Annotated in this window: 25 protein-coding genes; 19 read left to right on the top strand and 6 right to left on the bottom strand. The window is 66.0% G+C overall.

Annotated features, from left to right (window positions below; all coding sequences use genetic code 11):
- Nucleotides 1-292: 292 nt before the first annotated feature.
- Nucleotides 293-1201: a hypothetical protein gene (locus BZF59_RS08120; RefSeq protein WP_245806071.1), complete on the bottom strand. Its 909-nt coding sequence runs from the start codon at nt 1199-1201 to the stop codon at nt 293-295.
- 55 nt (nt 1202-1256) lie between these two features.
- Nucleotides 1257-2216, bottom strand: coding sequence for a DUF2931 family protein (locus tag BZF59_RS08115; protein ID WP_245806070.1), 960 nt, complete (start codon nt 2214-2216; stop codon nt 1257-1259).
- 269 nt (nt 2217-2485) lie between these two features.
- On the opposite strand from BZF59_RS08115, the gene BZF59_RS16230 reads away from it, so the two are divergent.
- The 12 genes from BZF59_RS16230 to BZF59_RS08060 all read left to right on the top strand — a co-directional run bounded on the left by BZF59_RS16230 (nt 2486) and on the right by BZF59_RS08060 (nt 15287).
- The gene (locus tag BZF59_RS16230) at nt 2486-2635 is read left to right on the top strand and encodes a hypothetical protein (protein WP_158094290.1); all 150 of its coding nucleotides are present in this window, start codon (nt 2486-2488) and stop codon (nt 2633-2635) included.
- A gap of 71 nt (nt 2636-2706) precedes the next feature.
- A complete protein-coding gene (locus BZF59_RS08110; protein WP_086607743.1) occupies nt 2707-3057 on the top strand; it encodes a hypothetical protein in 351 nt (116 codons plus the stop codon).
- Complete coding sequence (locus BZF59_RS08105) at nt 3058-4380, top strand: Tle-like phospholipase domain-containing protein (RefSeq protein WP_086607742.1); 1323 nt, start codon at nt 3058-3060, stop codon at nt 4378-4380.
- A 104-nt stretch (nt 4381-4484) separates the two neighbouring features.
- Nucleotides 4485-5180 carry an ankyrin repeat domain-containing protein gene (locus BZF59_RS08100; protein ID WP_086607741.1) on the top strand — a complete coding sequence of 232 codons (696 nt, stop codon included), beginning with the start codon at nt 4485-4487 and terminating at the stop codon, nt 5178-5180.
- A gap of 53 nt (nt 5181-5233) precedes the next feature.
- Nucleotides 5234-6043, top strand: a complete 810-nt coding sequence (locus tag BZF59_RS08095) for an outer membrane protein assembly factor BamD (protein ID WP_086607740.1) — start codon at nt 5234-5236, stop codon at nt 6041-6043.
- 289 nt (nt 6044-6332) lie between these two features.
- Entirely contained in the window at nt 6333-8690 is a 2358-nt protein-coding gene (locus tag BZF59_RS08090) for a S9 family peptidase (RefSeq protein ID WP_086607739.1), read from the top strand.
- Nucleotides 8691-8765: 75 nt separating this feature from the next.
- Nucleotides 8766-10433, top strand: coding sequence for a DNA repair protein RecN (gene recN / locus BZF59_RS08085; RefSeq protein ID WP_086607738.1), 1668 nt, complete (start codon nt 8766-8768; stop codon nt 10431-10433).
- Nucleotides 10433-10744, top strand: a complete 312-nt coding sequence (locus tag BZF59_RS08080) for a hypothetical protein (protein ID WP_086607737.1) — start codon at nt 10433-10435, stop codon at nt 10742-10744. The genes recN and BZF59_RS08080 overlap by 1 nt, the downstream gene beginning before the upstream one ends.
- Before the next feature lie 65 nt (nt 10745-10809).
- On the top strand, nt 10810-11694 hold the full coding sequence (locus tag BZF59_RS08075) for an alpha/beta hydrolase family protein (RefSeq protein ID WP_086607736.1): 885 nt from the start codon (nt 10810-10812) through the stop codon (nt 11692-11694).
- Nucleotides 11691-13760, top strand: a complete 2070-nt coding sequence (gene ligA / locus BZF59_RS08070) for an NAD-dependent DNA ligase LigA (protein ID WP_086607735.1) — start codon at nt 11691-11693, stop codon at nt 13758-13760. The genes BZF59_RS08075 and ligA overlap by 4 nt, the downstream gene beginning before the upstream one ends.
- A gap of 22 nt (nt 13761-13782) precedes the next feature.
- Nucleotides 13783-14790 carry a hypothetical protein gene (locus BZF59_RS08065; RefSeq protein WP_086607734.1) on the top strand — a complete coding sequence of 336 codons (1008 nt, stop codon included), beginning with the start codon at nt 13783-13785 and terminating at the stop codon, nt 14788-14790.
- A complete protein-coding gene (locus BZF59_RS08060; protein ID WP_086607733.1) occupies nt 14787-15287 on the top strand; it encodes a CinA family protein in 501 nt (166 codons plus the stop codon). Before BZF59_RS08065 ends, BZF59_RS08060 begins: the two co-directional genes overlap by 4 nt.
- Here the strand turns inward: BZF59_RS08060 and BZF59_RS08055 are convergent.
- Nucleotides 15284-15955 (bottom strand): SDR family oxidoreductase, encoded by a 672-nt coding sequence (locus BZF59_RS08055; RefSeq protein WP_086607732.1) that lies wholly within the window; start codon nt 15953-15955, stop codon nt 15284-15286. The two genes, BZF59_RS08060 and BZF59_RS08055, sit on opposite strands and share 4 nt — an antisense overlap.
- A gap of 187 nt (nt 15956-16142) precedes the next feature.
- Between BZF59_RS08055 and BZF59_RS08050 the strand changes: the two genes are divergently transcribed.
- Both BZF59_RS08050 and BZF59_RS08045 read left to right on the top strand, forming a co-directional pair.
- Nucleotides 16143-17318 carry a sterol desaturase family protein gene (locus BZF59_RS08050; protein WP_086607731.1) on the top strand — a complete coding sequence of 392 codons (1176 nt, stop codon included), beginning with the start codon at nt 16143-16145 and terminating at the stop codon, nt 17316-17318.
- A 115-nt stretch (nt 17319-17433) separates the two neighbouring features.
- Complete coding sequence (locus BZF59_RS08045; protein ID WP_086607730.1) at nt 17434-18390, top strand: Stealth CR1 domain-containing protein; 957 nt, start codon at nt 17434-17436, stop codon at nt 18388-18390.
- 14 nt (nt 18391-18404) lie between these two features.
- Here BZF59_RS08045 and BZF59_RS08040 read toward each other — a convergent pair whose 3' ends face one another.
- Both BZF59_RS08040 and BZF59_RS08035 read right to left on the bottom strand, forming a co-directional pair.
- Entirely contained in the window at nt 18405-19328 is a 924-nt protein-coding gene (locus BZF59_RS08040; protein WP_245806069.1) for a 50S ribosomal protein L11 methyltransferase, read from the bottom strand.
- Nucleotides 19318-20043 (bottom strand): SDR family NAD(P)-dependent oxidoreductase, encoded by a 726-nt coding sequence (locus BZF59_RS08035; RefSeq protein WP_086607728.1) that lies wholly within the window; start codon nt 20041-20043, stop codon nt 19318-19320. Before BZF59_RS08035 ends, BZF59_RS08040 begins: the two co-directional genes overlap by 11 nt.
- Nucleotides 20044-20151: 108 nt before the next feature.
- Here BZF59_RS08035 and sdhC point away from each other — a divergent pair, with 108 nt between their 5' ends.
- The 5 genes from sdhC to BZF59_RS08010 all read left to right on the top strand — a co-directional run bounded on the left by sdhC (nt 20152) and on the right by BZF59_RS08010 (nt 24551).
- Nucleotides 20152-20532, top strand: coding sequence for a succinate dehydrogenase, cytochrome b556 subunit (gene sdhC, locus BZF59_RS08030; protein ID WP_086607841.1), 381 nt, complete (start codon nt 20152-20154; stop codon nt 20530-20532).
- A gap of 12 nt (nt 20533-20544) precedes the next feature.
- Entirely contained in the window at nt 20545-20931 is a 387-nt protein-coding gene (gene sdhD / locus BZF59_RS08025; protein ID WP_086607727.1) for a succinate dehydrogenase, hydrophobic membrane anchor protein, read from the top strand.
- Complete coding sequence (sdhA, locus tag BZF59_RS08020) at nt 20931-22799, top strand: succinate dehydrogenase flavoprotein subunit (RefSeq protein ID WP_086607726.1); 1869 nt, start codon at nt 20931-20933, stop codon at nt 22797-22799. The genes sdhD and sdhA overlap by 1 nt, the downstream gene beginning before the upstream one ends.
- 143 nt (nt 22800-22942) lie before the next feature.
- Nucleotides 22943-23437, top strand: a complete 495-nt coding sequence (locus BZF59_RS08015) for a hypothetical protein (RefSeq protein ID WP_086607725.1) — start codon at nt 22943-22945, stop codon at nt 23435-23437.
- Nucleotides 23438-23516: 79 nt separating this feature from the next.
- Complete coding sequence (locus BZF59_RS08010; RefSeq protein ID WP_086607724.1) at nt 23517-24551, top strand: C13 family peptidase; 1035 nt, start codon at nt 23517-23519, stop codon at nt 24549-24551.
- Here the strand turns inward: BZF59_RS08010 and BZF59_RS08005 are convergent.
- Nucleotides 24508-26112, bottom strand: coding sequence for an esterase-like activity of phytase family protein (locus BZF59_RS08005; RefSeq protein WP_086607723.1), 1605 nt, complete (start codon nt 26110-26112; stop codon nt 24508-24510). The two genes, BZF59_RS08010 and BZF59_RS08005, sit on opposite strands and share 44 nt — an antisense overlap.
- Nucleotides 26113-26162 lie beyond the last annotated feature (50 nt).

Raw genomic sequence — 26162 nt, 5'->3', positions numbered from 1 at the left:
GGAAAAGTAGGGGATTATCAGAGATTGCTGCAGCGATCGTTCCGATGCAGGGTTGCGGAAATGTCCCTGCAAGTCGCCAAATGAACGTTGGTTGACAGTACTGATTTGTCAACGGAGCCATCTTGCGCAGTCAAAAATGTGGGTTCGTTGAACTCGTTCGGGCGAGGGGCTCACAGAGTGCCACGTTAATTTCAACTCTATGCGCTTCCTGTCTTCGCATCGTTTTTGCGCGCCTCTTCACGGGCTACAATGGTCCCCCCTCTCCGAATGGAGGTTCAGCGCCGCCTCGCCCCTACGGATCAAACCCCTCATCCTTAAGCGTCCACTCCGTCCGAGGCGGCGGAGGCGGTGCCTTCTTCCGCCGGTTGCGAACCCACTCGGGCGCCTTGGGGACGCCGCCGTCCTCCTCCGCAGCACGCTTCGGTTCCGGCAGCAGCGGAACCTCCGGCGGGTCGAAGTGGGTTGCGGGGGTGTCGAGCCGCGCCTCCACCATGCGTCGCGTGTTTTCGTCTGCGTCCATCGCGGCGAGGTCGCGGTCGCGCAGGGCGCAGAAGTGGGCGAAGGCGGCGCGGGTTTCGTCGCTGAGCGCGGCGTAGCGGTTGGGACGCTCGCGTTCGATGCGGCGGCGGAGGTCCTCGATCTTGCGGTCGATGCTGGCGCGCACATCGGCGGGGGAGACATGGCATTGTTCGGCCTCCCATTCCTTGCGCCACTGCTTCTTGAGCCTGTCGAGCTGCATCTGGCTGACCGCGTTGAGGCCGCGCGGCCCGCCGCCTGCGGCAAAGCGCTCGGGCGCGCGGTTGCGCAGGATGAACATCAGCAGCCGGTCGTTGTACTTGCGGCGGGTGCCGATGAGCTTGCCGTATGAGTAGAGCGGTTCCTCCACGCCATTGAGCGCGCGGTCCATCGTCACATCCTCGACCCGCTGCACGCCGAGCTGGAGCGCGGTCTCCCACGCTTTGCGGAAGCTTTCGGCGCCGGGCTGGCGGCGCAGGTGGTAGGCACCGACGGTGCTCATGTCGACGGCCTTGCAAGCGGCCTCGACACTGCCGGTGTCGGCGAGCGCCTCGATGAAGCCGAGCTGGCGTTCGGGCGTCCAGCCGTCGTGCCGGTTGCACAGGCGCGGGACGGGGGTGAAGGGGGGCAGCTCTCCGGCGGGGACGGGGGAGCGGGCGGAGCGGGGGTCTTTGCGGCGGGTCATGGGGGCAAGCGCACCATATTTCGCCCGAGTAGGAAAGTCCGATCCGGCCGCGGCGTCAGGGGGCGAAGACGACCGTTTTGGCTTTCTCGAACCGGTAGAACTGGTTGCCCGCGCGCAGGAACACGTCCACCGTCAGCGTGCTCTCGACCGGCTCGAACTCGATCACCAGCGGGCGCGCATCGCTCCGCTCGGCGAGCGATGTGAAGGCCTGCTCAACCTCGGCCGGATCGAATTCCACCAGAGCCACGAATTTGCGCCCCGTGGGGCCGCTCCACGTAAAGTCGGCCTTGACCGGGAGCGCCAGCCCCGCCGCTTCGACCGAGCTTGGCTGGGCCCGCGCGCCGGAGAGATCGAACCAGTCGGTCTCCCCGTTGCGGAAGGTGATCCACAACAGATCGCCCTTGAACTCGCCGGTCACGATGGGGCGGTAATCGGTCCGCCGGGCATAGGCCTGCCACTGGCCCTCGGGCGGCGGGATGCGGTCGGCCCCGGCGGCTTTCCCGGGCAGCAGCAGATCGAGGTAGCGGTCGGCGAAGGTCGCGTGAGTGTCGGCCGGATCGTTGGACATGTCTGCGATCGGGATGTCGATCAGCGGCAGGCGGTGCATCGACACCAGATGGGTCACGCGCCCGCCGGTGACCCACAGGCCGAGATCGCCGCCGGGGGCCATGCCGACGAGCACAGCTTCGACCCGGTGCGCCTCACCGCCATCCTCGTTGCGCAGGCCCGCGCGCATCCGGTCTTCGATGGCATCGCTGTCCACCGCGATTTCGCCGCCATAGCCTTGTCGCGCGATCAGATCGTACCACCTGATGTCGAGCAATTGGGGCGGAGCCTTGAACGGGTCACCGATCAGCTGGACCGAGCCCGGTTCCCCCCAGCCGGTGCTGACCACCCGGTCGCTGGGCAGCCCTTCGATTGCGCCATCGCGCAGACGGAAAAACGACGTCAGCAAATAGACGGGATATTCCTTCGGCGCGCTTTCGGTGGCGTACCATTCGAATTTGCTGGCCACAGTGTTCTGTGAGGTGGTTGGCTGGCAGCTGCAGACACAGCCTGCGAGAGCCAGGCTGATGGCGCCGCGTGCGAAGAGATTGGCTACGCTGGGTCCTGCGCGCGCGCGTTCGATGTCCGGCTTCCTTGCAAAGTGTTGAAGACACAATGTGAAATGGGTTTGCCTCAATGGCAAGCGCGTTGCGATGTGGGGTTGTTGGCGCTCTATTAATGCAAGGCAGCATGATCGACGTGCGCCGCACGTAGGGCCTCGCCATAATCCGCTATCGCGTGGTCTCCGCCTCCGACCGCATCGCTATGTCCGAGATGGACGGCGACAACGACCCTCTGAGCATCGACCTCGGCAACCTCGCCACCTTCATCGAGGACGACAGCGACGCGGCGAGCGCGCGGCGGTTCAAGCGGAGGCAGTTGCCTTAGGGGGCTGACGACGCTGTGCGTTTTCATCGCATGGATCCTGTGATACGAAGGCACGGCATTGGGGGTAAATAATGCAGAAGCTTGGGCCCGAGGTCTTCGCCGCATTCGAGCATGACGCTGAGGCGCGCTTCATCGCGAAGCTCGGCAAGGTGCTGCGCGAAGCCGTGCCCGATCTTGCCTCCGAGCCTGAGCCCGCCTTTTCCGCGCAGGTCCGCCTGCTGGTGGAGGAAGCGCGGTCCTACGGCCTCACCACCGAGCAGACGATCGGTGCCTTTGCCATCACCGCAGGGCTGCTGGGGACTGATTTCGTCGAGCAGAACCCGGCCGCCAAAGGCATTCTCACCAGCCATGAGGACGAGTTCCGCAAGGCCGAATTGCTGGAGGAATTCACCGTCAAATTGTTCCGGATTCTGGAGCAGTAAATGGGCTGGGGCACCGCTTTCAAGGTTGCCTTCAAAGTCGCTTCGGTGACGGCCAAGGCCGCGTATAACACCTACAGGGCGGTCAATTACGTAGAGGACAAGATCGCCGACGCTGCCGAGGCGACCAAGGATGCTGCAATCTGGGCCAAGGACAAGGCTGTTGCGGGCGCGATTGCGACCAAAGATGCGGCTGTCTGGGCCAAGGATCAGGCTGTTGCGGGGGCTGTAGCGGCGAAGGATGCCGCCGTGGCCGGAGCGGTGGCTGCCAAGGATGCTGCCGTTGCAGGGGCAGTCGCGGCAAAGGACGCCATTCGCGCAAAATCAATCAGTGCACGCGAACAACAGATCAAGAATGCATACGGCACTGCACATGAAAACCTAAGTCAGGAAGTTGCCGGATGCCCCACGCAGGAATGTCCTTTCAAGAAGGCCGAATGCACCCGCTTGGCTGAGGCCAAAGACAAGGCAGTTCTTGCTGATCATTCCTATATGAACCAAGGCAAGGATGACGATCCCAAGCGCAAAAAACGGCTTGAGGATCACATGGCAAGCTCCGGATGGTCGGCTCTTAATCCCAATGACCCACAAGATGCCGTTGCTCTCAAGAAATTCATGGGTGTCGAGAATCCAAAAGAATTGCTTGAACCTGATGGAGAAACATTCCGAGCGCGCGTGTACAAGCGCATAAAGGCAGACGGAACGGACGAGTTTGTTGTATCATTTCGCGGAACCCAAACGGGGGGGGACTGGCTATCCAATGTCCAACAAGGTTCCGGCTTCGAAACGCCCCACTATAACAACGCCATGAAAATCGCTGAGAAAATCAGGCTCGCTGATTGGCGCGCACAGATGCAAGGGCAAAAGCCAGCTGCGGTTTCGTTCACCGGACACTCTCTCGGCGGAGGGATGGCATCTGCGGCTGCGTATGTTTCGGGCTATGGCGCATCGACCTACAACGCAGCCGGTCTGAACATGCATACAGTAACCGGTCGGCCAGCATCATTTGCCGGGCCGGTCAATGCCTACTTCAACGCGGCAGATCCGCTCAATGCGCTGCAAGATAACCGCAAACCTGTGCTCAAGGGCTTGACCTCCGCCGTCGGAGCGATCCCCAAAGTGGGGGGCATTCTCAAGATCCCGCTCAAGCTCTGGATCGCCAAGAACGAAGTCACAGGAACTCCAGTACTCCCGCAGGCTTACGGGACTCGCCGTCCACTGCCGCTACCGCCAAGCAAGGAACCGCCAGGCGTATTAGAAGGACATGGCGTTGGGCTCCTTCTCGACGGAATCGAAATGCAACAGAAGCAATTGGGCTGCCAGTGAAAACTTGCGGCATTGGCTTTCGTCTGACAGCGGCGATAGCAAAGGCGGCGACTTTGCCGCTTGCGATTTTACTAGCAAGCTGTCGGGGTGGAGATGGTGATTCAATGACTCAAGTTCCCGACGCTGCGTTCCCCGATCCCGTTGTGCATCAAGCAGCTCAGGCGATTGTCGATGGTGGCGGGGCAAACGAAATCGCGCGGGCCGCAGCAGCAGGCAAACTTGATTTTGCTGGCCCGCAAAATGATACACTGCTGACATTGTCAGTGCAGGGCAACAAGGTCGAGGCTGTTCGCGAAATCTTGCGCCGCGGCGCCAATCCGAATGTTCCTGCCGAACGCGCTCCTATCGCCATCGCTGCAAGCGGTGCGGATTTCAGGATTGTGCAATATCTGCTGGAGGCAGGCGCAAGCCCGAATGGTATTGTCGGATCGCAGAGTGCGATCTGGCGTGCTGCGTCAGGTGGGCGGCGTGATGTTGCCGAAATGTTGCTCGATGCAGGTGCAAGTATCGACGCAGCCGATGCCAACGGCGACACGCCTTTGAGTAATGCAGTGCAATCGGGCGAGTTCGAGCTTGCGCACTACCTTCTTTCGCGCGGAGCGTCGCCATTTGCGTCGGACAAGTCGGGCGTGACTATTGGTTTTTGGCTTGGATTCGTCCGATTGGACCCCACCTCCGAAAAGGGCCGCGCCCGTGACCGTCTCATTCAGGTGCTAAAAGATCGCGGCCACCCCTGGCCGCCGCCGGGGCCGGATGAGGTGCTGGCGATGAAGGCTGCGGGGCAATGGCCGCCGCGCTAGAACCCCCACACCTTCACTTCCCATTCACGCTACCCCTCGTTATACCGCGCGGCATGCAATCGAAGCTCACCATCCGCCTCGCGCCCCGCTCTGTTCTAGGCGCTGCTCTCGCCGCCTTTACGCTCGCCTCCCTGTCCGCCTGTGCCGGCGGGACCGAGGGCAAGGACGTTGCCTATGTCGCGCGCGACGTCGAATCGCTCTATGCCGAGGCGCAGCGGCGGCTCAATCGGGGCAATACGCTGCAGGCTGCGGCGCTGTTCGACGAGGTCGAGCGCCAGCACCCCTATTCGCCCTGGGCCCGCCGCGCGCAGCTGATGAGCGCCTTCAGCTATTACACCGCGCGCGATTACAACAAGGCGATCCAGAACGCGCAGCGCTTCCTGTCGATCCACCCGGGCAACAAGGATGCGCCTTACGCCTATTACCTGATCGCGCTCTCCTATTACGAGCAGATCAGCGATGTGAACCGCGACCAGAAGATCACCGAGCAGGCGCAGACCGCGCTGCGCGAGGTCAACCGGCGCTTCCCGCAGACCGAATATGCGGCTGACGCGCGTCTGAAGCTCGACCTTGTGGCCGATCACCTTGCGGGCAAGGAAATGGAGATCGGCCGCCACTATCAGCGCATGGGCCTGTGGCTCGCCGCCGACATGCGGTTCCGCAATGTCGTGGAAAAGTTCGACACCACCAGCCACACGCCCGAAGCGCTCTACCGCCTGTGCGAGAGCAGCCTTGCGCTTGGAGTGCCGCAGGAAGCGGTGAAGTATGCCGCGGTGCTGGGCGCCAATTACCCGGGTAACGAATGGTACGAGCGCGCCTTCAAGCTGGTGAACCGTCATGCCGAGGGCGTGACCGCGTCTTAGGTTTGGGTGCGCCCGTCCGGGCGCACGTCCTCGCTAGACGCGCGGCAAAGCCGCGCCCGCTGCGGGCGGGTGTTCTTCGTGGCCTATCGCTCCGCTGCTTGAGGCCAGTCGGCAATGCGGCTGCTATGCAGCCGTGTGACTGCCCTCTTTTCCAATCTCTCCGCTGCATTTGCGCGGGTCTTGACCAGCCTGACGGGCTTGGTCAAAGTCCTGTGATCAGGGGAGAACAGCCATTTCCAGAACCATCCGCTTTGCCGCCGCCTTCGGGCTTTGTGTCAGCATCCCCGCGATGGCGGCGGCGCAGGAGGATGGCTATCGCCTGCCGCCTGCTGCCGTTGCCGACATCGTCACCCGCGCCCCGGCGCCAAGCGTTTCGGTCTCGCCCGGCGGTGACCAGCTGCTGCTGATCGAGCGTGAGGCGCTGCCGCCGGTCGCCGATCTCGCCAAGCCGATGGAAAAGCTCGCCGGGCTCAGGCTCGATGCGGCGACAAATGATCGCCACCGCACCCGCTCGGCGGTAGGCCTCAGCTTGCAGACCATCGCCAGCGGTCAGACCCGCACGGTCACCTTGCCCGCCGATGCCGACCTGTCGCGCTTTGCCTGGACGCCGGATGGGGGCAAGGTGGTGTTCGCCAACACGCGCCCCGACGCGGTCGATCTCTACGTGCTCGACACCGCCACCGCCGCCGCGCGCAAGGTGATGACGGGCGGGCTCAACCCGATTTTCCAGTCGCCCGAATGGCTCGCCGACGGGTCGCTGCTGGTTCTCACCATCCCCGAGGGGCGCGGCCCCATGCCGGTCGAATCCCTCACCCCGCGCGGGCCGGCGATCCAGACCGCCAGCGGCGGCAAGCAGGCGCAGAACCGCACCTGGCAGGACCTGCTCGAAAACCCGCATGACGAGGCGATGTTCACCTGGATGACGACCTCGCAGCCGGTCATCATGGCGGCAGACGGAACCCGCAAGCGCACGGTGGGGCCTGCGCGCATCTACACCTCGGTCGCGCCGTCGCCGGATGGCAAATATCTGCTGATGGAATGGCTGGAGCCGCCGTTCTCCTATCAGGTGCCGTGGTCGCGCTTCCCCACCACCAGCGCGGTCTACACGATGGACGGCAAGCTGGTGGAGACCATCGCCAAGCAGCCGCTCGCCGATGCGCTTCCCGTTCAGGGCGTCGTCACCGGACGGCGCAGCATCCAGTGGCATCCGACCGAGGATGCGCTGCTGCTCTGGACCGAAGCGCAGGATGGCGGCGATCCGCGGGTGAAGACCGACAACCGCGACAATCTGTTTGCGCTAGCCGCCCCCTTCAAGGGCGAGGGACGGGTGCTCGCCCGGATGGAGGACCGTGCCTCGGGCGCCTTCGGGATCGAGGGCAGCGACGACATCGTCGCCTATGATTACGACCGCGACACGCGCGAGATTCGCCAGACGCTCGTGGATGTCACCGGCAGCAATGCCCCGCGCCAATTGAGCATCCGCAATGCGCAGGACGCCTATGCCGATCCGGGCAATCCGCTGTTCACCACCAGCGACCGCGGCACCCGCGTGGCGCGGATGGTGGACGGCAAGCTGCTGCTTTCAGGCCTCGGCGCGACGCCCGAAGGCTACCGCCCCTTCCTGCGCCGCTTCGACCTTGCCACGCTGGAAACCGAGGAGCTGTGGCGCAATGCGGGCGAGGAGTTCGAGACCGTGGTCGATGTGCTCAGCCGTGATGGCAGCACCTTCGTCACCTCCTACGAAAGCCCGACCAACCCCGGCAATGTCCGCCTGCACGATGGCGGCACCGCGCGGTTCCTGACCAACTTCCCCGATCCGCATCCCGAACTCACCGGGATCAAGCGCGAGCTGGTGACCTACAAGCGCGCCGACGGGGTCGATCTCACCGCCACGCTCTACCTGCCCGCCAGCTACAAGCAGGGTGACAAGCTGCCGGTGGTGATCTGGGCCTATCCGCTTGAATACAACGACGCGGCGACCGCCGGGCAGAACCGCGATTCCCCATGGCTGTTCACCCGCATCGGCGGCTATTCGCCGCTGTTCTTCCTGACGCAGGGCTATGCCGTCCTCGACCGGGCGGCGATGCCGGTGGTGGGCGCGGACCCGGAAACGGTCAACGACAGCTTCATCGAACAGGTTGTGGCGAGCGCGCAGGCGGCGGTGGATTTCACCGTCGAACGCGGCTTTGGCGACGGCGTGCGGGTGGGCGTGGGCGGACACAGCTATGGCGCCTTCATGACCGGGCACCTGCTGGCGCACAGCGATCTGTTCCGCGCCGGGATCGCACGCTCGGGCGCCTATAACCGCACGCTCACCCCCTTCGGCTTCCAGTCTGAACGGCGCGTGTTCTGGGATACGCCGGAGACCTATTACCGCCTCAGCCCCTTCATGGCGGCCGACAAGATCAACGAGCCGATCCTGTTCATCCACGGCCAGAACGACAGCAACCCCGGCACCTTCCCCGAACAGTCCGAACGCATGTTCGCGGCGGTCAAGGGCACCGGCGGCACCGCGCGGCTGGTGATGCTGCCGCACGAGGACCACGGCTATCGCGGGCGCGAGTCGGTGCTGCACACGCTGGCCGAGATGATCGACTGGTTCGACACCCACGTGAAGAACGCGCCCGTTCCCGCCGCCGGGGAATAGGCGCTTGCGCTTGGGGATTGGCGCGCGTTCTTCAGGTGACGCGCGCCAGTCTGTGCGCTATCTGTTCTCACGCCCATGCTGACCCGCCTGTCGATCCGCAACATCGTCCTCATCGAAGCGCTCGATCTCGATTTCGCGCGCGGGCTTGGCGTGCTCACCGGGGAGACGGGGGCGGGCAAGTCGATCCTGCTCGATGCGCTGGGGCTGGTGCTGGGCGACCGTGCGGACAGCGCTCTGGTGCGCGCGGGCGAGGACAAGGCGAGCGTTACCGCCAGCTTTGAATTCGCAGCGCTCCCGCCCGCAATCGCCGCCGCGCTCGACGATGCCGATATCGCCATCGAACCGGGCGAGCCGCTGATGGTGCGGCGGCAGGTGCGCGCTGACGGCGGGTCAAAGGCCTTCATCAATGATCAGCCCGCCAGCGTCGCGCTGCTGCGCGAACTCGCGCCTGCGCTGGTTGAACTCCACGGCCAGCATGATGACCGCGGCCTCGTCAACCCGCGCGGGCACCGGGCGCTGCTTGATCGCTATGCCGGGACCGACGTCGCCGGGCTTGAGCGCGCCTATGCCGACTGGGCGCGGGCCGAGGCGCAGCTGGCCGAGGCGCGCGATGCGGTCGAACAGGCCAAGGCTGATCAGGATCTGCTGATCGCCCATCTGGCCGAATTGACCGAGCTGGAGCCGGTCGCGGGCGAGGAAAACCGCCTCGCGCTGACTCGTGCCGACATGCAGAAGGGCGAGAAGCTCTCGGGCGAGTTGGAGGCCCTGCGCCATGTGTGGGACGGGTCGGATTCGCCACTCGCTTCCTTGAGGGTCGCGGCGCGCAAGCTTGACCGGATCGCCGATCAGCACGCGCTGCTGACCGAAGCGCTCGCCGCGCTCGATCGTGCGGTGATCGAAGCGACCGAGGCCGAGGACAAGCTGCGCCTCGCCGCCGAGGCACTGGTGCACGATCCGCACGAATTGGAACGCGCCGAAACGCGCCTGTTCGAACTGCGCGCCGCCGCCCGCAAGCATCGCTGCGAGGTCGACGATCTGCCCGAACTGATGCGCACCATGCGCGCGCGGCTCGACGCGATCGAGGGCGGGGAGGCGCAGCTGGATGCGCTCGAAGCTGCCGCCAAGGAGGCGCGCACTGCCTATGTCGCGCTGGCCGAAGCCGCGCACGCCGCGCGGGTCGCGGGGGCAGGGCGGCTCGATGAAGCGGTCGCGGGTGAGTTGGCCCCGCTCAAGCTCGATGCCGCAAGGTTCCGCACCGCAGTCACCGTGTTGCCGGAAGACCGCTGGAGCGCTTCGGGCATGGACAGCGTGGAGTTCCTGATCTCCACCAACCCAGGCGCGGACTTCGCGCCGCTGAACAAGATCGCTTCGGGGGGCGAACTCTCGCGCTTCATCCTCGCTCTCAAGGTCGCACTGGCCGAGCAGGGCGGGGCGGCGACGATCATCTTCGACGAAATCGACCGCGGCGTGGGCGGCGCGGTGGCGAGCGCGATCGGCGAGCGGCTCGCGCGGCTGGCCTCGCGCGAAGGCCAATTGCTGGCGGTGACGCACTCGCCCCAGGTCGCTGCGCGCGGTGTGCAGCACTATTTCATCGCCAAGGCCTCAAGCGGCACGGTGACGAAGACGAGCGTAGTGCTGCTCGATTCTGCCGGACGGCAGGAGGAGATCGCGCGGATGCTGTCGGGGGCGGAAGTGACTCCCGAGGCACGCGCTCAGGCGGACCGGCTGCTGGAGGGGGTGTGATGTTTGTCGGCGGGATTGGCGATGGCATTGCAGCAATCTTCATCCTCGCGGGCCTCGGCCTAGTGTTCATTGTCGGGTCGTTGATGGCGGTCTTTTTCAAGATCATCGGCGCTGCAACGGGGCGCGCGGTGCTGTGGGGTTTCGGACTGCCGCTCGCCGGATTACTTGTGGTGATGGCGTCCGGCTGGATCGCGAACCGGGACCGCCCCGAAGAGGTCATGCCGACCGGGATCCCGATCGAGATTGAACGGGACGCGCAGGCGGCACCGCGTCACGTCTCCTCCTCCTCTAAAGAGGAGGGGGAGACGTGACGCGGTGCCGCGATACTCCCCTCCTCTTTAGAGGAGGGGGATGGGGGTGGTGGAGCGCCAGTGCAATGTTGCTCGCCGCCTGCACCCCCGCCACCCCTTCGCCCGAGGAGGCTCCCGCCGCCGTGCAGCCCAACAACGCCACCTATGGCACCGACGCCAACCTCGTCGCATCGCAGCCCGACGCGGTGCTGCGCTATGCCGACCACCCGCGCGGCTTTGCCGAATTGCGCTTGCCCGAGGGAGACGGCCCGTTTCCGCTGGCGGTGATCTATCATGGCGGGTGCTGGAAGACCGGCATCGCCAGCCAAGCCTACATGGCCCCGCTCGCCACGCGCTGGCAGAGCCAAGGCATCGCCACGCTCAATGTCGATTACCGCGAGGTCGGCGATGGCGGCGGCTGGCCGGGGTCTTTCGCGGACTGGGCGGCTTCAGCCAAGCTGATCGACGAGGTCGCCGCGCGCTATCCGATCGACCGGGCGCGGGTGACGCTGGTCGGCCACTCGGCAGGCGGACTTCCCGCGCTGTGGCTGGCGCGCGGGAACGGGGCGGACGGCCCCGTCGGCGTGCGCGCGGCGGTGCCGGTGGCGGGGGCGATCGTGCTCGACGGGCCCGGCGATGTCGGGGCCGAGCGCCCCGCCTTCGACGCGCTGTGCCAGTTCTCGGCGGTCGATCCCTTCATGGGCGGCGAGCCCCAGCGCTTCCCCGAACGCTACACGGCGATTGCGCCCGCCACCATTGCGCCCCGGCTCGAGCGGGTGCTGTTCGTGCAGGCAAAGCTCCCCGCGCCCTCTGCCGCAACGCAAGCCAGCCTCGCGCAAGGTGCGGAGACCCTGACCATCCGCGAGAACCCGGGCGCGAGCCACTTCGCGATCATCACCCCCGGAGACCCGGTCTATGCCGCCAACGAACTTGAGATGCTGCTGGTGCTGACGGGTGTGATTGACCGATGACCGACGCGACAAATCTCTCCGAAGCGGAGGCTGCCAATGAATTGATGCGGCTGGCCCGCCAGATCGCGCATCACGACCGGCTGTATCACGCGGAAGACTCGCCCGAGATTTCCGACGCGGAGTATGACGCGCTGGTGCGCCGCAATGCCGAGCTGGAGGCGGCCTTTCCGCATCTGGTGCGCGCCGATAGCCCCTCGCGCAAGGTGGGCCACGCCATCGCCGCCTCGCCGCTGGGCAAGGTGACCCACGAGGTTCGCATGATGAGCCTCGACAATGCCTTCAGCCCCGAGGAAGTCGCGGAGTGGCTGGCGCGGATGCGGCGCTTCCTTAACCTTCCCGAAGGCGAGCCGCTGGCCGTCACCACCGAGGACAAGATCGACGGCCTCTCCTGCTCGCTGCGTTACGAGAACGGTAAGCTGGTGCGGGCCGCGACGCGCGGGGACGGGCAGGTGGGTGAGGACGTGACCGCCAATGTCGCTTACATCCGCGACATCCCGCAAAGCCTGCCCGCAGGCGTCCCCGAGGTGTTCGAGGTGCGCGGGGAGGTCTATATGGAAAAACAGGCCTTTACCGCACTCAATGCTGCGCAGCATGAAGCGGGCGGAAAGCTCTTTGCCAACCCGCGCAATGCGGCTGCCGGAAGCCTGAGGCAGAAGGATGCGAGCGTTACCGCCAAGCGTCCGCTGCGGTTCTGGGCGCATGGCTGGGGCGCGGCATCGGCGGTGCCGGGCGCGACCCAGACCGAGGTGGTCGAGACGCTCAAGGCCTGGGGCTTCCCTGTCTCCCCGCTGTTCGCGCGGGTCGAGGGCGCGGCGGAGGCATTGGTCGCGCGGTTCGATGCCATCGGGAAGGCGCGGCCTGATCTGCCCTATGATATCGACGGCGTGGTTTACAAGCTCGACCGGCTCGACTGGCAGGAGCGGTTGGGCTTCGTCGCCAAGGCCCCGCGCTGGGCGCTGGCGCACAAGTTCCCGGCCGAGCGCGCCGAGACTGTGGTGCAGGGCATTGATATTCAGGTCGGTCGCACTGGCAAGCTGACCCCGGTGGGCAGGCTGGCGCCGGTGTTGGTGGGCGGCGTCACCGTCACCAACGTGACGCTCCACAATCGTGACGAGATCGCGCGGCTTGGACTTCGCGTCGGCGACCGCGTGGTGATCCAGCGGGCGGGCGATGTGATCCCGCAGGTGGTCGAAAACCTGACTCGTGAGGAAGACCGTCCCGCCTTCGCCTTCCCCGATCACTGCCCCGAATGCGGGTCAGAGGCGGTGGCGGAAGATGGCGAAGTCGATGTCCGCTGCACCGGCGGTCTGATCTGCCCGGCGCAGCGCACCCAGCGGCTCGAACATTTCGTCAGCCGCAAGGCGCTCGATATCGAGGGGCTGGGCGAGAAGACCATCGCGCAATTCTTCGCGCTGGGCTGGCTCGAAAGCCCCGCCGACATCTACCGCCTGCGCAAGCGGCGCAGCGATATCCTTGCGCTGGAAGGTTGGCAGGAGAAGTCGATCGACAATCTCCTTGCCGCAATCGAGGCCAAGCGCGCGCCTGATGCGGCGCGGCTGCTGTTTGGCCTCGGCATCCGCCATGTCGGCGAGGTGACCGCGCGCGATCTGATGAAGCACCTGCACGAATTGCCCGCGTTGCGAACGTTGGCCGAGCGCGCCCATGAAGGTGACGCGGACGCCGTGAGCGAAATCACCGCGATCGACGGTATCGGCCCCAGCGTGGTCGAGGCGCTGGGCGATTTCTTTCACGAACCGCACAACGTCGCGGTGTGGGAGGATATTCTCTCTGAAGTCACCCCGCCGCGTTTCGAGGTCAAGACCGTTGCCAGCCGGGTGGCGGGCAAGACCGTTGTTTTCACCGGCAAGCTCGAAACCATGAGCCGCGACGAGGCCAAGGCGCAGGCCGAACGCCTCGGCGCGAAGGCGGCGGGCTCGGTCAGCGCCAAGACCGACCTGCTGGTCGCCGGGCCGGGGGCGGGGTCGAAGCTCAAGAAGGCCGCCGAACTCGGCATCGAAGTGGTCGACGAGGCGGGCTGGGCGGCGATTGTCGCCGAGGCCGGGTGAGGCGGGGCGGCAGGGAAGTGCGATGATCGCCATCAAACGCAAAGCCATGCTGCTGGCCGCCCTGTGCCTCGGGCTCGGTGCCCCGACGATGGCGCAGGAAGCACCCGCCGACAGCCCGCCTGTTCCGCCCACTTTCACGATGACGGCCGAGCGCCTCACCATCCCCTTTGCGCCTCCGCTCGACACACCGCTCACCTACCGCCTGCGGTTCGAACGCAAGCGGGCGAGCGGGGACAGCGTGGTCGAATTCGACCAGCGGCTGACCTTCGCGAAGACCGAGACCGGCTATGATCTGACGCTCAAAGCGCTGTCTCTCAGCAGCGAGGGGCAACACTTCGATCTCGGCGATCCGGAGGTGCTTGGCCAGGTGCCGACTGCTCTTCGTGTCTATCTCCTGCCGATGGTGGTCGAACTCGATTCCGCTGGCGACATGGTGCGGATGCAGGATTGGCCTGCGTTGCAGGACAGCCTGCGCACCATGCCCGAGGCGATGGCGAAGCTTTCGGGCGAGCCGGTGGACGAGGGCGCGCTGGCGGCGGTGCGCAGCGCGCTCGATCCCTTCATCAACGCCTCCGCCGAACAGGCCCCGGCGCTGATGATCCGCGGCTGGCCTGCCTTGCTCGGCTATGGCGGGCTGGAATTCGTCTCGGGCGCCACGCTTGAGGGCGATACGGAGATCGACACGCCGCTGTGGCCCGACCCGATCCCAGCGACATTGCAGGTCGTCGTGGTGCGGATGCGTGATGGCCAGATCTATCTGGTGCAGGATGCAAAGGTCGATGACGAGGCGCTGCGCATGGTCATGCTCTCGCTGATCGAGCGGATCAAATCGAAGGCCACGACGAAGGGCGTTGCCGCACTGGCAGAGGAAATCAGCGCGCTCAGCATCACCGACCGGCTCGGCATCAACATCGATCCCGTCACCGGCCTTCCGGTCACCGCGCGCATCACGCGGTCCACGACTGCGGCCATGCCGACGGGCTCCAAGACAAATGGCGAGATCATCACGATCACGCGGGTGGCTCCGTGAGCGATCTTCTGCGTGAGTTGCACCCGCAGGCGGAGCGGATTGCCGCCTTGCTTCGCGCGCGCGGAGAGAAGGTCGCGGTGGCCGATGGGGCGACCGGCGGCCTGATCGCGGCGAGCCTGCTGACGGTGCCGGGGGCGCTCGATTTCTTCGTCGGCGGGGGTGTGGTCTATTCCTTCCGCGCCCGAGAAATTCTGTTCGCCTTGCCGCGCGAGGCCTATGCCGGGATGCGCGGCGCGTCGGAGGATTACGCCCTGCTTCAGGCCCGCGCGATCCGCGACAATTTCGGCGCGGCATGGGGGCTGGCAGAGAGCGGCTCGGTGGGCGGATCGACCCACCCGAGCGGCGCACCCGCCGGGCGCAGCGTGGCCGCGCTGGCGGGGCCGGGGGGCGAATTCACGCGCCCCCTCGACACCGCTTTCGATGACCGGATCGCCAACATGGCCGCCTTTACCCGCAACGCGCTGGCGCTGCTGGAGGAGACGCTCGTCAGCGGCTAGTCATTGGGCATCAGGTAGATTTCGCGCACTGCCGACGTCCTCGGCTGCTCCAGCGCGAAGACCACCGCGGCGGCGACATCCTCGGGCTGGAGCTTGTCGGGCTTGGGCTCGTCGAAGAAGGCGGTGTTGACCATCCCCGGCGCGATCACGGTGGCGCGGCCGCCCCATTCGCGCATTTCCTCGGCGATGTTTTCCGATAGCCCGTGGATGAACCACTTGGTCGCCGAATAGACCGATCCCTTCATGTGATCGCGCCCGGCCTTGGAGCCGGTGACGACGAAGTGCCCCTTGGTCTTGCGCAGGTGCGGCATCGCGGCGTGGGCGGTGTTGAGCACGGCGAGGATGTTGAGGTGGATCATGTCATGCCAGTCGTCGGGATCACCCTTTTCGATCCCCGGCTTGTCGGTGCCCTTGCCGGCATTGGCGAAGACCGCGTCGAGCCCGCCGAAATGGCTAGCGGCTGTGTCGATCGCCTCGTTGAGCGCCTGGCGGTCGGTGACGTCGCAGGGGAGCGCCAGCGCAGCGTCGCCAAGTTCGCCGACGAGATCGGCGAGCTTTTCTTCCGAGCGCGCGAGCAGCGCGACGTTCCAACCCTTTTGGGCGGTGGCGCGCGCGGTGGCGGCGCCGATGCCGGAAGATGCGCCAGTGATGAGCAGAGTGCGGGACATGGGGAAACTCCTTGTGAGGATTGCTTGAGAGGGTTCCCTTCAACCAAGCGGTGCGCGGGCCGAGGGTTCCATCCACCATCTCACCTCTGCTGCGGCCCGCCGCGCGTGGGGAGAGTTTCGGGCCGATAGCTGTTCGGTAACCGCTCTTGTGATATACCGCTGTCAGAACAGGGGCATATGGGGCGCCATGGCAGGCTATTTCAAAAAACTGATGCGCGATCTGGAATCGCCGGTCGCGGTGCGGCGCTTCGGATCGGGGTGGTTTGCGGGCTTCTTCGCGATACTGTTCGCAGTGAGCGGCTTTGCGATGGTGATCGCGCTGAAATTCCCCGCGTGGTTCACCACACCCGAATTGCAGATCGTGCGCGATTGGCCGGGGTTCCGCAGCGCGATCCACCTGATCCTGTTGGCGAGCTATGCGCTGGCGCTGCTGAGCCTGCTGCTGCGCCCGCGGAAGGTGCTGGGGATGACCGCGCTGGCGATTGGGCTGGGCGCGGCGCTGCTCGGCGGCGCGACGGTTGAGGCCGACAATGCGCGCGGCTGGGGCATGTTCTTCGGGCTCGATTTCTTCATTGTCAATCTGCTGGCGACCGGCTTCATGTACGCCCCGCTTGAACGCTTTGTGCCGCACCGGCGGGAACAACGCCTGTTCCGCCAGGAATGGCGCGAGGATCTGTTCTACTTCCTCGTCAGCTCGATGTTCGTGCAGGTGCTCGCCTTCCTGTCGCTGGCGCCCTCGCAGATCATCAATGCCAATACGAGCCATTGGGAGGCGTTCCGCGCCGGTGTCGCCAGCCTGCCGTGGGTGGTGCAGTTCGTCATCGTGCTCGTCGCCTCGGACATGCTGCAATACTGGTATCACCGCCTGTTCCATCAGGTGCCGTTTCTGTGGGGCTTTCATGCGGTGCACCACAGCGCCAAGTCGATGGACTGGCTGGCGGGATCGCGGATGCATATTGTCGAGGTGATCCTGCTGCGCGCGGTGACCTCGCTGCCGCTGTTCACGCTGGGGTTCGGCGCTTCGGTGATGCAGGCCTATATCGGCTTCATCTATGTGTGGTCGTCGCTGCTGCACGCCAATGTCGGGGGCGATTTCAACCGGCTCGGCCACTGGATCGCCACCCCGCGCTTCCACCACTGGCACCACGGGTTGGAGCGCGAGGCCTTCGACGTCAATTTCGCGATCCATTTCCCCTGGATCGACAAGCTGTTCGGCACCTTCCACCTGCCCGAGGGGCGCTGGCCGAAGGATTATGGCATCCCCGAGGACGTGCCCAAGGGCTATGGCGGGCAGTTCCTCTACCCCTGGACGCGCACCGGCAAGAAGCTGGACGAGGGCGGCGGGGCGGAGCCTGCCGAATAGCTTGCGCTGACGCCCTGCGCGCGGGGTGCATCATTGACTTGCGCCGTGCCCGCCGCCAAAGGCGCTCGCGTCCTGTTCTATTGTGGCAGACCATACACTTGCCTGAACGGGTATCATGCCAATTACTGACAACACTGCGCGCATTGACGCGGTGATCACCTGGGTGGACGGCGGCGATCCGCTGCACCATGCCAAGCGCCAGCAATTCCAGCCCCTTGCTCCGCGCAACGCCAATGCGATCAATCCGCACCGCTGGGCGTGCAATGACGAGCTGAGCTATTGCCTGCGCTCGATTGCCAATCATGCGCCGTGGATCGGGCGGATCTGGATTGTCACCGATGCGCAAAGCCCCGATCTTTCCGGCCTGCCGCGCGAGCTGACCGACCGGATCACGATTGTCGACCATCTCACCGTCTTCGCGGGTCACGAAGAGGTGCTGCCGACCTTCAATTCGCTGGCGATCGAAACGCTGTTGTGGCGCATTCCGGGGCTGGCGGAGCATTTCGTCTATTTCAATGACGATGTGTTTCTCACCGGGCCGCTGGCGCCGGGCGATCTGTTTTGTGGCGACAGGCCGGTGCTGCGCGGCGGCTGGGTCGATGCCCGCGCCATCGCCGCCGATCCCGGCAGTTGCTCCGATCCCGCGCTGCTCAACCCGCTGACGCAGATCAACGCCGCCGCGCTGACCGGATTTGGCGCGGAGCGACTGTTCCACGCTGCGCACGTCGTTCATCCGCTGCGCCGCTCGGTCATGGAGCGGCTCTACGATCGGCACCGCGACGAATTTCTCGCCAATATGAGCCACCGCTTCCGCTGCGTGTCGCAGTTCCTGCCGCAGGGGCTCCACAACCATGCCTGCATTGCCGCGGGCGAGGCGGTGCTGCACGAGGTTGATGATCACCTGCACCTGCGCACGGGCGCGGTGCATGATTACCCCCTGCCGGATATCCGCGCCTATCTGGCGCGCGCGCTCCAGCCGCAGTTCAAGTTCCTGTGCGTCAATGATTTGCCGCAGGTTGAGGCGGCGATCCCCGATACCCGCGACTGGATCGAACGCGCGATTGCGGCCTAGGCCGCAAGCACCCGTCAGCGCCGTCCCCGGACATTGCGCCTGCGCAGCCACAGGATCGCCCAATCGCCGCGCTGGAGCCGGGCCGCCATGCGGAAGCCGGCGAGATGCATCGCGCGCTTGACCGCCGCTTCCTGCTCGCCCGCCAGCAATCCGGCGAGCAGCAGGCTGCCGCCGGGGCTCACGGCCTTGGCGAAATCCGGCGCGAGGCTGACCAGCGGCCCGGCGAGGATGTTGGCGATCAACAGATCGTAGGGCCCGCGCACTTGCAGCAGCGGATCGTCCATCCCGTCGGCGATAATCATCACCGCCTCGCCCGCGCCTGCACCCATCGTGACATTGTTGAGCCGCGCGTTCTCCTCGACCACGCCGGTGCAGACCGGGTCGATATCGGTGAGCGTGCATAACGCGCGCGGCCACAGGGCGAGGGCGGCGAAGCCCAGCAGCCCGGTGCCCGTGCCGATATCGGCGACATTGCGCGCAACCACGCCGCTCGCCTTCATGTGGCCCAGCAGTTCGAGGCACCCGGCGGTGGTTTTGTGCTGGCCGGTGCCGAAGGCTTGGCTGGCGGGGATCACGAAGTCGATCAGTTCGGGATCGGCGGGGTAGTCCGGCGTGTGCACGTGAAACCGCCCCGCACGGATCGGCGGAGCGTTGTGCTGGCTCAGCGTCACCCAGTCTTCGGGCGGCAGTTCCTCGACGGTGATCGGCGGCGCCTTGCCCTCGAACAGCCCGGCGAGCGCCTGCTTTTCCGCCTTGCCGGGTTTGCGCGGATACCAGCCTTCGAGCACCCAGTCGTCGGGCCGGTCCTCGGCCACTTCGCGCCCGGCGATGACGAGTTCGTAGTCCCAATCGTCGATCAGATCATGCGCCAGCAGCGCCGCCTGCACGACGGGCTTGGGGGCGTGGGCGGTGAGCTTCCACGTCGTATTAGCGAACAAAGCTCGCTCCATTGGCGTCGATGACCGCGCCGGTCATGCTGGGGGGCGCGTCGAGCGCGCAGAAGGCGATGATGGCGGCGATTTCCTCAGGGGTGGCGACCCGGCCCAGCGGGATGTCGGCGAGCAGCCCCGGCCCGCCGCGCGAGGCGAGGTAATCGCCTGCCATCGCAGTGTCGGTGAAGCCGGGGGTGACCGCGAAACTCAGAATTCCCTGTCCGGCATAGGCTCGGGCGATGGTCTTGTGCATCCCCACCATTCCGCTCTTGGCGGCGGCATAGTGCCAATGCGCCGGGCTGTCCCCGCGATAGGCGGCGCGGCTGGCGACGTGGACGAGCCGCCCGCCAAAGCCGCGGCTCTGCCAGTGCAGCACCGCAAAGCGCGACAATTGCGCCGCGCTGGTGAGGTTGACGCGCAGCGTATCCTCCCACGCATCGAGCCACTCGATGTCCGACCGGTCGAGCCGGTTCGCCTCGAACCGCCCGGCATTGTTGACCACCGCGTCGATCTCTCCGCCCGCAATGTCGAGCGCCTGATCCCACAGCGCCTGAACGCTCAGCGGATCGCCGAAATCGGCGGCGATGATCGGCACGCCGCTATCTTGTGCGGCTTGCGGACTCGAGGCGTGGCCGATCACCTTGGCCCCTCGCGAGGCCAGTGCTGCCAGTGCCGCTCTGCCAATTCCGCGGCTTGATCCGGTTACAAGAATGTGTCCCATGCAATCGCCTATCCGAAACTTTGCAAGCTGTGTCCACTGCTCCCCGCTTGCCTCGCGTGGCAGGAACGCTAAGTGGGACGCACCAAACAGGCACCAGACGGGATCACGATGAACCAAAGACCGCTTTCGCCCCATCTCCAGATCTGGCGCTGGGGGCCGCACATGCTCGTATCGATCCTCCACCGCGCGACCGGCGACGGGCTGGCGCTGGTGGGGCTGGCGGTGCTGCTGTGGTGGCTCGGCGCGCTCGCCAGCGGGCCCGAGGCCTATTCCACCTTTCAGGCCGTGATGGGATCGATCCCCGGCATGATTGTGCTGGTAGGCCTCAGCTGGGCCTTCTTCACCCACATGATGAGCGGGCTTCGCCACTTCGTGCTGGATATCGGTGCGGGCTACGAGCTTGATACCAATCGCATGTGGTCGATGCTTTCGCCGATCATCGCTGTCATTCTCACCGCGGCCTTCTGGGCCGTGATCATGCTGCGCTGAGGAGCCAAGAACATGGGTAACGGAACCTCCATCGGACGCGTGCGCGGGCTTGGCGCGGCGCATCACGGGGCGCATCACTGGCTGGTGCAGCGCTTCACCGCGATCGGCAATGTGGTGCTGATGAGCTGGCTGCTCGTCAGCCTCGCGCTGCTGGGCGATTACAGCCATGCCAATGTTGCCAAGTGGCTCTCGCAGCCGCTGTCGGCGACGGCAATGATCCTGCTGGTGGTGAGCCTGTTCTGGCACGCCCGGTTGGGTCTTCAGGTGCTGATCGAGGACTATGTCCACGAAGCCGGCACCAAGTTCGCGGTCATCGCCGCGCTCAATCTTGCAACCATCGGCGGCGGCGCCTTCGGGATTTTCAGCGTTGCCGCGCTCGCATTCGGAGGTAACGCCTGATGGCAACCGCAGCACCCAAGGGAACGGCCAATGATGTGGGAGGCGCGCATCTGAAGGGCGCCTATTCGATCATCGACCATACCTATGACGTGGTGGTGGTCGGCGCGGGCGGCAGCGGCCTGCGCGCGACGATGGGCGCGGCCGAAGCGGGTCTGCGCACCGCGAACATCTCCAAGGTGTTCCCCACACGAAGCCACACCGTGGCGGCGCAGGGCGGGATCGCCGCCTCGCTCGGCAACAACAGCCCCGATCACTGGACCTGGCACATGTACGACACCGTCAAGGGGTCGGACTGGCTGGGCGATCAGGACGCGATCGAATACCTCGCGCGCGAGGCCCCGGCGGCGGTCTATGAGCTGGAGCATGCGGGCGTGCCCTTCAGCCGGAATGCCGATGGCACGATCTATCAGCGGCCCTTTGGCGGCCACATGCAGAACATGGGCGCCGGCCCGCCGGTGCAGCGCACCTGCGCCGCCGCCGACCGCACCGGCCACGCGATGCTTCACGCGCTGTATCAGCAGAGCCTGAAGTATGACGCGGACTTCTTCATCGAATATTTCGCGCTCGACCTCATCATGGACGAGCGTGACGGGGTGAAGCAGTGCGTCGGCGTGATCGCCATGTGCCTCGATGACGGCACGATCCACCGCTTCCGCGCACAGTCCGTGGTGCTGGCGACCGGCGGCTACGGGCGTTGCTACTACACCGCGACCTCGGCCCATACCTGCACCGGCGACGGCGGCGGGATGGTGCTGCGCGCTGGCCTGCCCTTGCAGGACATGGAGTTTGTGCAGTTCCACCCGACCGGCATCTACGGCGCGGGCGTGCTCATCACCGAAGGCGCGCGCGGGGAGGGCGGCTACCTCACCAACTCCGAAGGCGAGCGCTTCATGGAGCGTTACGCGCCCTCTGCGAAGGACCTCGCCTCGCGCGATGTGGTGAGCCGTTCGATGGCGCTCGAAATGCGTGAAGGGCGCGGTGTCGGGCCGGAGGGAGATCACATCTACCTCCACCTCGATCACATCGATCCCAATGTGCTGGCCCAGCGCCTGCCGGGGATCACCGAAAGCGGCAAGATCTTCGCCGGCGTCGATCTGACCCGCGAGCCGCTGCCTGTCACCCCGACGGTGCATTACAACATGGGCGGCATCCCGTGTAACTATCACGGGCAGGTCGTTACCCTCGGGCCGGACGGCAACCCGGACACCGTCATCCCCGGCCTCTATGCCGTGGGCGAGGCGGCCTGCGTTTCGGTGCATGGGGCGAACCGCCTCGGCTCGAACTCGCTGATCGATCTCGTGGTATTCGGCCGCGCGACCGGGCATCACCTGCGCGACAATCTCAAGCCCAAGGCCAAGCAGCCCGAACTGCCCGCCGACAGCGCGGACTTCGCGCTGACCCGTCTGGATCACTTCCGCTATGCCGAGGGCGGCTCGCCCACCGCGCAGATCCGTGCGGAGATGCAGAAGGCGATGCAGAAGCACTGCGCCGTGTTCCGCGACCAGAAGCTGATGGACGAGGGCGTTGCCAAGCTTGCCGAGCAGAACAAGCGGATGGAGGACATCCACGTCACCGACAAGTCGCTGATCTGGAACAGCGATCTGATCGAAACGCTCGAGCTCGACAACCTGATGGCGCAGGCCAACGTGACGATGGCCTCGGCAGCGAACCGCAAGGAAAGCCGCGGCGCCCACGCGCACGAGGACTTCCCCGATCGCAACGATGCCGAGTGGATGAAGCACACCATCGCCTGGTTCGACGGCTGGGGCGGGCGCGGCTCGAACAGCCGGATCGATTATCGCCCGGTGCACGAATACACGCTGACCGACGATATCAAGTATATCGAGCCCAAGGCGCGGGTATATTGATCGTCTACATCTGCTGACGACAACGAGGCCCGGTTGCGCGAGCGACCGGGCCTTGTTCATGGTGCTCCAGCGCCCGACAAATCTGATGCTCTTGCCGCGGCGCGGTGCTATACCTTGCGCCATGTTTGGCAGGGGGGTTTGTCATGACGATCGGAACGGTGGAAAAGGCCGCAGGATATATCACGCAGGCCAAATATGTGCGGATGCAATCGGCCAGCGAGCTTGAGCGACGACTGGGTTTCCGGAACGGTCGTCTGACTGACGGTTACAAGCTACTGTTCCTGATAGATGTCCTGACGCCTGAGGACTTCGAATTCAGAGGATATACCCAGATGAGCGGCGGCATTGAACGCGGCCATCTGCCAGCTTTCGCCAACGGGCCAACAGCTGAACAGCGCCTGGTGCAAGACGGGTTTGAACTGCGCCGTCTCAAGGAAAAAATCTGCCGGGAAACTTTCGTCTATCAAGGGCCGGATCGGCTGTGCAAGGTGGTCCCTCATGCAGGCCCATTGGGCGTTGATGACTATCCCGCCGGTTCGGGAATTCCGCAGTGGGAGATCATCAGGTCGCGTCCCAAGAGCTTCAAGGTTGCGGATCTGATCGGGCCGGGCCGAACCTATTCGGGCATGTATAACTGAGCCCGATGGGCCGCTGCGCAGGGCGACGCATAAACTTTGTCTTGACGGCAAGGACCGCCGCGGGTCACCTTCCTCCTAGATGAACAGGGGCAGGATCATCTTGGGGATCGTCGCGGCATTGCTCGCCGCGCCTGCCCTGTCCCAATCTTCCGCGCCAACCCCCGTTCAGCCTCCGCCGCACACTGCCCCTTGGCCTGATCTCGGTAGCGGGGAGAGCCGGGCGGAGCGCCGCAAGTCCTTCGAACTCAGCCCCGAATTGCAGCGCGGCGCCCGCCCGGCCGAGGTGCGCGAGCAGCGGCGGCGGCTCGATGCCGCGCTCGCTGCGCTCCAGCCCCAGCGCGCAGGCGTGGCGGAGGCCTATGTCCTCACCGTCGCGCTCGACAGCGATCCCGTCTTCGCCCGCGAGGCGCGCGAGGCGTCGCGGGTGCTGGCTGCGCGCTATGGTGCCGAGGGCCGCACGCTGACGCTTGCCGGGCCGGACGGCACCCGAGATGATGCGCCGCACGGCTCGATCTCCGCGCTGCTGCTGGCGATTAGCCACCTCGGCAGCGTGATGGACGGGGGCGAGGATGTGCTGGTGCTCTACACCACCAGCCACGGGGCGGATATCGGGCTGGCCTACCACTATGGCGACAGCGGCTATGGCATCCTCTCGCCCGTCAGCCTCAAGCGCGCGCTGGAGGAGGCCGGAATCCGGCGGCGGGTGCTGATCCTCAGCGCCTGCTATTCGGGCGTTTTCGTACCGGCGCTTGCCAGCCCCGACACCGCAATCCTGACCGCCGCCGCAGCCACGCGCTCCTCCTTCGGCTGCGTTGCCGAGAACGACTGGACGTTCTTTGGCGACGCGCTGATCAACCGCGCGCTGCGTCAGCCCGTCAGCCTCGAAGAGGCCGCGAGGGAAGCGGGTCGCGCGGTTGCCGACTGGGAAGCGAAAGCGCGCTTTCTCGCCTCACTGCCGCAGGTCAGCATCGGGGGTGAGGTGGGCACCTGGCTCCCGGCGCTGGAAGCCGGCAAGCCGCGTATCGCCAGCGCGCCCGTCGGCCGTCCGGCCTTCGACGAGACGGTTCTGGCTACGGCGCGGGCGAAGAAGGCGCCGCCCGCCGCGCCGCAATGATCGTGACCGGGGCGGCCAGCATCTGCCCCTTCATCACGCCCTCGCCAGCCTCGGGGTCGCGCGCGGCGGCGTGAATGCTGGCGATCACTGCCATGCCGTCGGTGACGTGGCCAAACACCGCAAAGCCATCGCGCCAGGCCGGATCGGCGGCGGCGGGATCGGCGTTGAAGCCGGTCTGATCCTCGATCATCACGAAGAAATCGCCGTCGGCGGTGCCCGGTGCGCCGCGCGCCATGGCCAGCGCGCCGTGGACGTGCGAGAGGCCGGTGGCGGTGGTCGGCTCATGGGCGATTGCAGGCAACACGCGGGCGGGGTCGTTCCGAGCGCCGCCCTGCACGATGCCCGAGGGCAGGCGCTCACCCATCAGATCCATCGCGCGGTAGAAGGTTGCCCCGTCGAAGCGGCCCTCGTCGACATAGCGCAGGAAATTGCCTGCGGTGACGGGCGCGCGTTCGGTCTCGAGCGCGATGGTCACAGGGCCGAGGCTGGTCTCCAGCACCACGCTGACGAAGGCGGCTTCGGGGAAGGGGCGCTGCGCCGGGCGGGCGGCGGGTGAGCCTGCGAAATCCTCCGGCGTGAGCGGGGCGGGGCCCTCGGGCGGCGGGGCGAGCTCGAACTTCATCAGCAGCGTGCGCTGGCAGCCTGCTTTGTCGCCATCCTCGCAGTTGCGGAAATTGTCGTCCGAAACGAGGTAAAGGAAGGTCTTCCCCGGCTCCTCGCGCACCGCCAGTCCCTCGAAATTGTCGAGCATCAGCGGCGCGGCGAGCACGGCGAGGGTGGTGGGGGTGTTATCAGGCGCAAGCGCGACGATCGCGGCGCGGTTGCCTTCGCTCGCGTTGTAGCTGCGGAACAGGACAAAGCAGGTGCCATCGGTCTTGCAGGCCGCATCGGTCGGAACGCCGCCTGCCGCCGCTATTCCCTCGGGCGCGGCGAGGTGGAAGGGGGCCGCGCCGCTTTCGGCGATGCGCAGGCAGTTGGGGCGCGCAGGATCGACCCATTCGCCGCAGGCCAGCAGCCCGCCGGTGAAGCCCGCGAGCGTCTCGATCCCGGCATTGGCCTCGGCCCCGGCGATGAGCGCGGCGGCGCGTTCTTCCAAGCCGGTGGCGGGGCCGGCGAGGTCGGCATAGCGCCAGATGCGGTGGTCCTGCTCGAAGCTGACGAGCCACTCGCCTGAGGGCAGCCGCGTGATCGCCTCGGCATCGCCGCGCGTTTTGGCGGTCAGCTTGCCGCCCTTGGCGTCGAGCAGCGGCGCAAGCCCGATCGACGAGACATCGACCAGCCGCGCGCCCAGATCCTCGGGCGTCATCACCACCCGGCGCCCGTCATCGGCGACCGCGTAGAGCCGCCCGTCGTGCCATTCGAGCCCCGAGAGCCCGCCGATTGTGGCGATGTCGGGCGTGATCTCCACCCCGCCGCGGAAGATCAGCTCGCCCACCGCGGTGTCGGTCTCGCCGGGGGCGAGTTCGACCGGGTTGGTGAGCGGGAAGAATTCCTCCTGCGCGGCGGCGGGGTGGGTCAGCGCGAGGGCGCTAAGGGCGGTGAGGGCGCGCATTAATGTCATTCGTCCGGGTGTATCGCCGCTTGAACGAAGCGCAAGGTGGGAAGGCCCTC

Origin of the sequence: Erythrobacter donghaensis (assembly GCF_002155425.1) — a bacterium.
GTDB classification, from domain to species: Bacteria; Pseudomonadota; Alphaproteobacteria; order Sphingomonadales; family Sphingomonadaceae; genus Erythrobacter; species Erythrobacter donghaensis.
Note: the sequence above shows the minus strand (reverse complement) of the source record. Positions and strands in the feature narration are given on the sequence as shown.

Bases quoted from the DNA above. Each gene is read 5' to 3' on its own strand.
- BZF59_RS08120 (WP_245806071.1), bottom strand. From the start codon at position 1,201: ATGACCCGCCGCAAAGACCCCCGCTCCGCCCGCTCCCCCGTCCCCGCC.
- BZF59_RS08110 (WP_086607743.1), top strand. From the start codon at position 2,707: ATGCAGAAGCTTGGGCCCGAGGTCTTCGCCGCATTCGAGCATGACGCT.
- BZF59_RS08105 (WP_086607742.1), top strand. From the start codon at position 3,058: ATGGGCTGGGGCACCGCTTTCAAGGTTGCCTTCAAAGTCGCTTCGGTG.
- BZF59_RS08100 (WP_086607741.1), top strand. From the start codon at position 4,485: ATGACTCAAGTTCCCGACGCTGCGTTCCCCGATCCCGTTGTGCATCAA.
- BZF59_RS08095 (WP_086607740.1), top strand. From the start codon at position 5,234: ATGCAATCGAAGCTCACCATCCGCCTCGCGCCCCGCTCTGTTCTAGGC.
- BZF59_RS08090 (WP_086607739.1), top strand. From the start codon at position 6,333: ATGGCGGCGGCGCAGGAGGATGGCTATCGCCTGCCGCCTGCTGCCGTT.
- recN (WP_086607738.1), top strand. From the start codon at position 8,766: ATGCTGACCCGCCTGTCGATCCGCAACATCGTCCTCATCGAAGCGCTC.
- BZF59_RS08080 (WP_086607737.1), top strand. From the start codon at position 10,433: ATGTTTGTCGGCGGGATTGGCGATGGCATTGCAGCAATCTTCATCCTC.
- BZF59_RS08075 (WP_086607736.1), top strand. From the start codon at position 10,810: ATGTTGCTCGCCGCCTGCACCCCCGCCACCCCTTCGCCCGAGGAGGCT.
- ligA (WP_086607735.1), top strand. From the start codon at position 11,691: ATGACCGACGCGACAAATCTCTCCGAAGCGGAGGCTGCCAATGAATTG.
- BZF59_RS08065 (WP_086607734.1), top strand. From the start codon at position 13,783: ATGATCGCCATCAAACGCAAAGCCATGCTGCTGGCCGCCCTGTGCCTC.
- BZF59_RS08055 (WP_086607732.1), bottom strand. From the start codon at position 15,955: ATGTCCCGCACTCTGCTCATCACTGGCGCATCTTCCGGCATCGGCGCC.
- BZF59_RS08050 (WP_086607731.1), top strand. From the start codon at position 16,143: ATGGCAGGCTATTTCAAAAAACTGATGCGCGATCTGGAATCGCCGGTC.
- BZF59_RS08045 (WP_086607730.1), top strand. From the start codon at position 17,434: ATGCCAATTACTGACAACACTGCGCGCATTGACGCGGTGATCACCTGG.
- BZF59_RS08035 (WP_086607728.1), bottom strand. From the start codon at position 20,043: ATGGGACACATTCTTGTAACCGGATCAAGCCGCGGAATTGGCAGAGCG.
- sdhC (WP_086607841.1), top strand. From the start codon at position 20,152: ATGAACCAAAGACCGCTTTCGCCCCATCTCCAGATCTGGCGCTGGGGG.
- sdhD (WP_086607727.1), top strand. From the start codon at position 20,545: ATGGGTAACGGAACCTCCATCGGACGCGTGCGCGGGCTTGGCGCGGCG.
- sdhA (WP_086607726.1), top strand. From the start codon at position 20,931: ATGGCAACCGCAGCACCCAAGGGAACGGCCAATGATGTGGGAGGCGCG.
- BZF59_RS08015 (WP_086607725.1), top strand. From the start codon at position 22,943: ATGACGATCGGAACGGTGGAAAAGGCCGCAGGATATATCACGCAGGCC.
- BZF59_RS08010 (WP_086607724.1), top strand. From the start codon at position 23,517: ATGAACAGGGGCAGGATCATCTTGGGGATCGTCGCGGCATTGCTCGCC.
- BZF59_RS08005 (WP_086607723.1), bottom strand. From the start codon at position 26,112: ATGACATTAATGCGCGCCCTCACCGCCCTTAGCGCCCTCGCGCTGACC.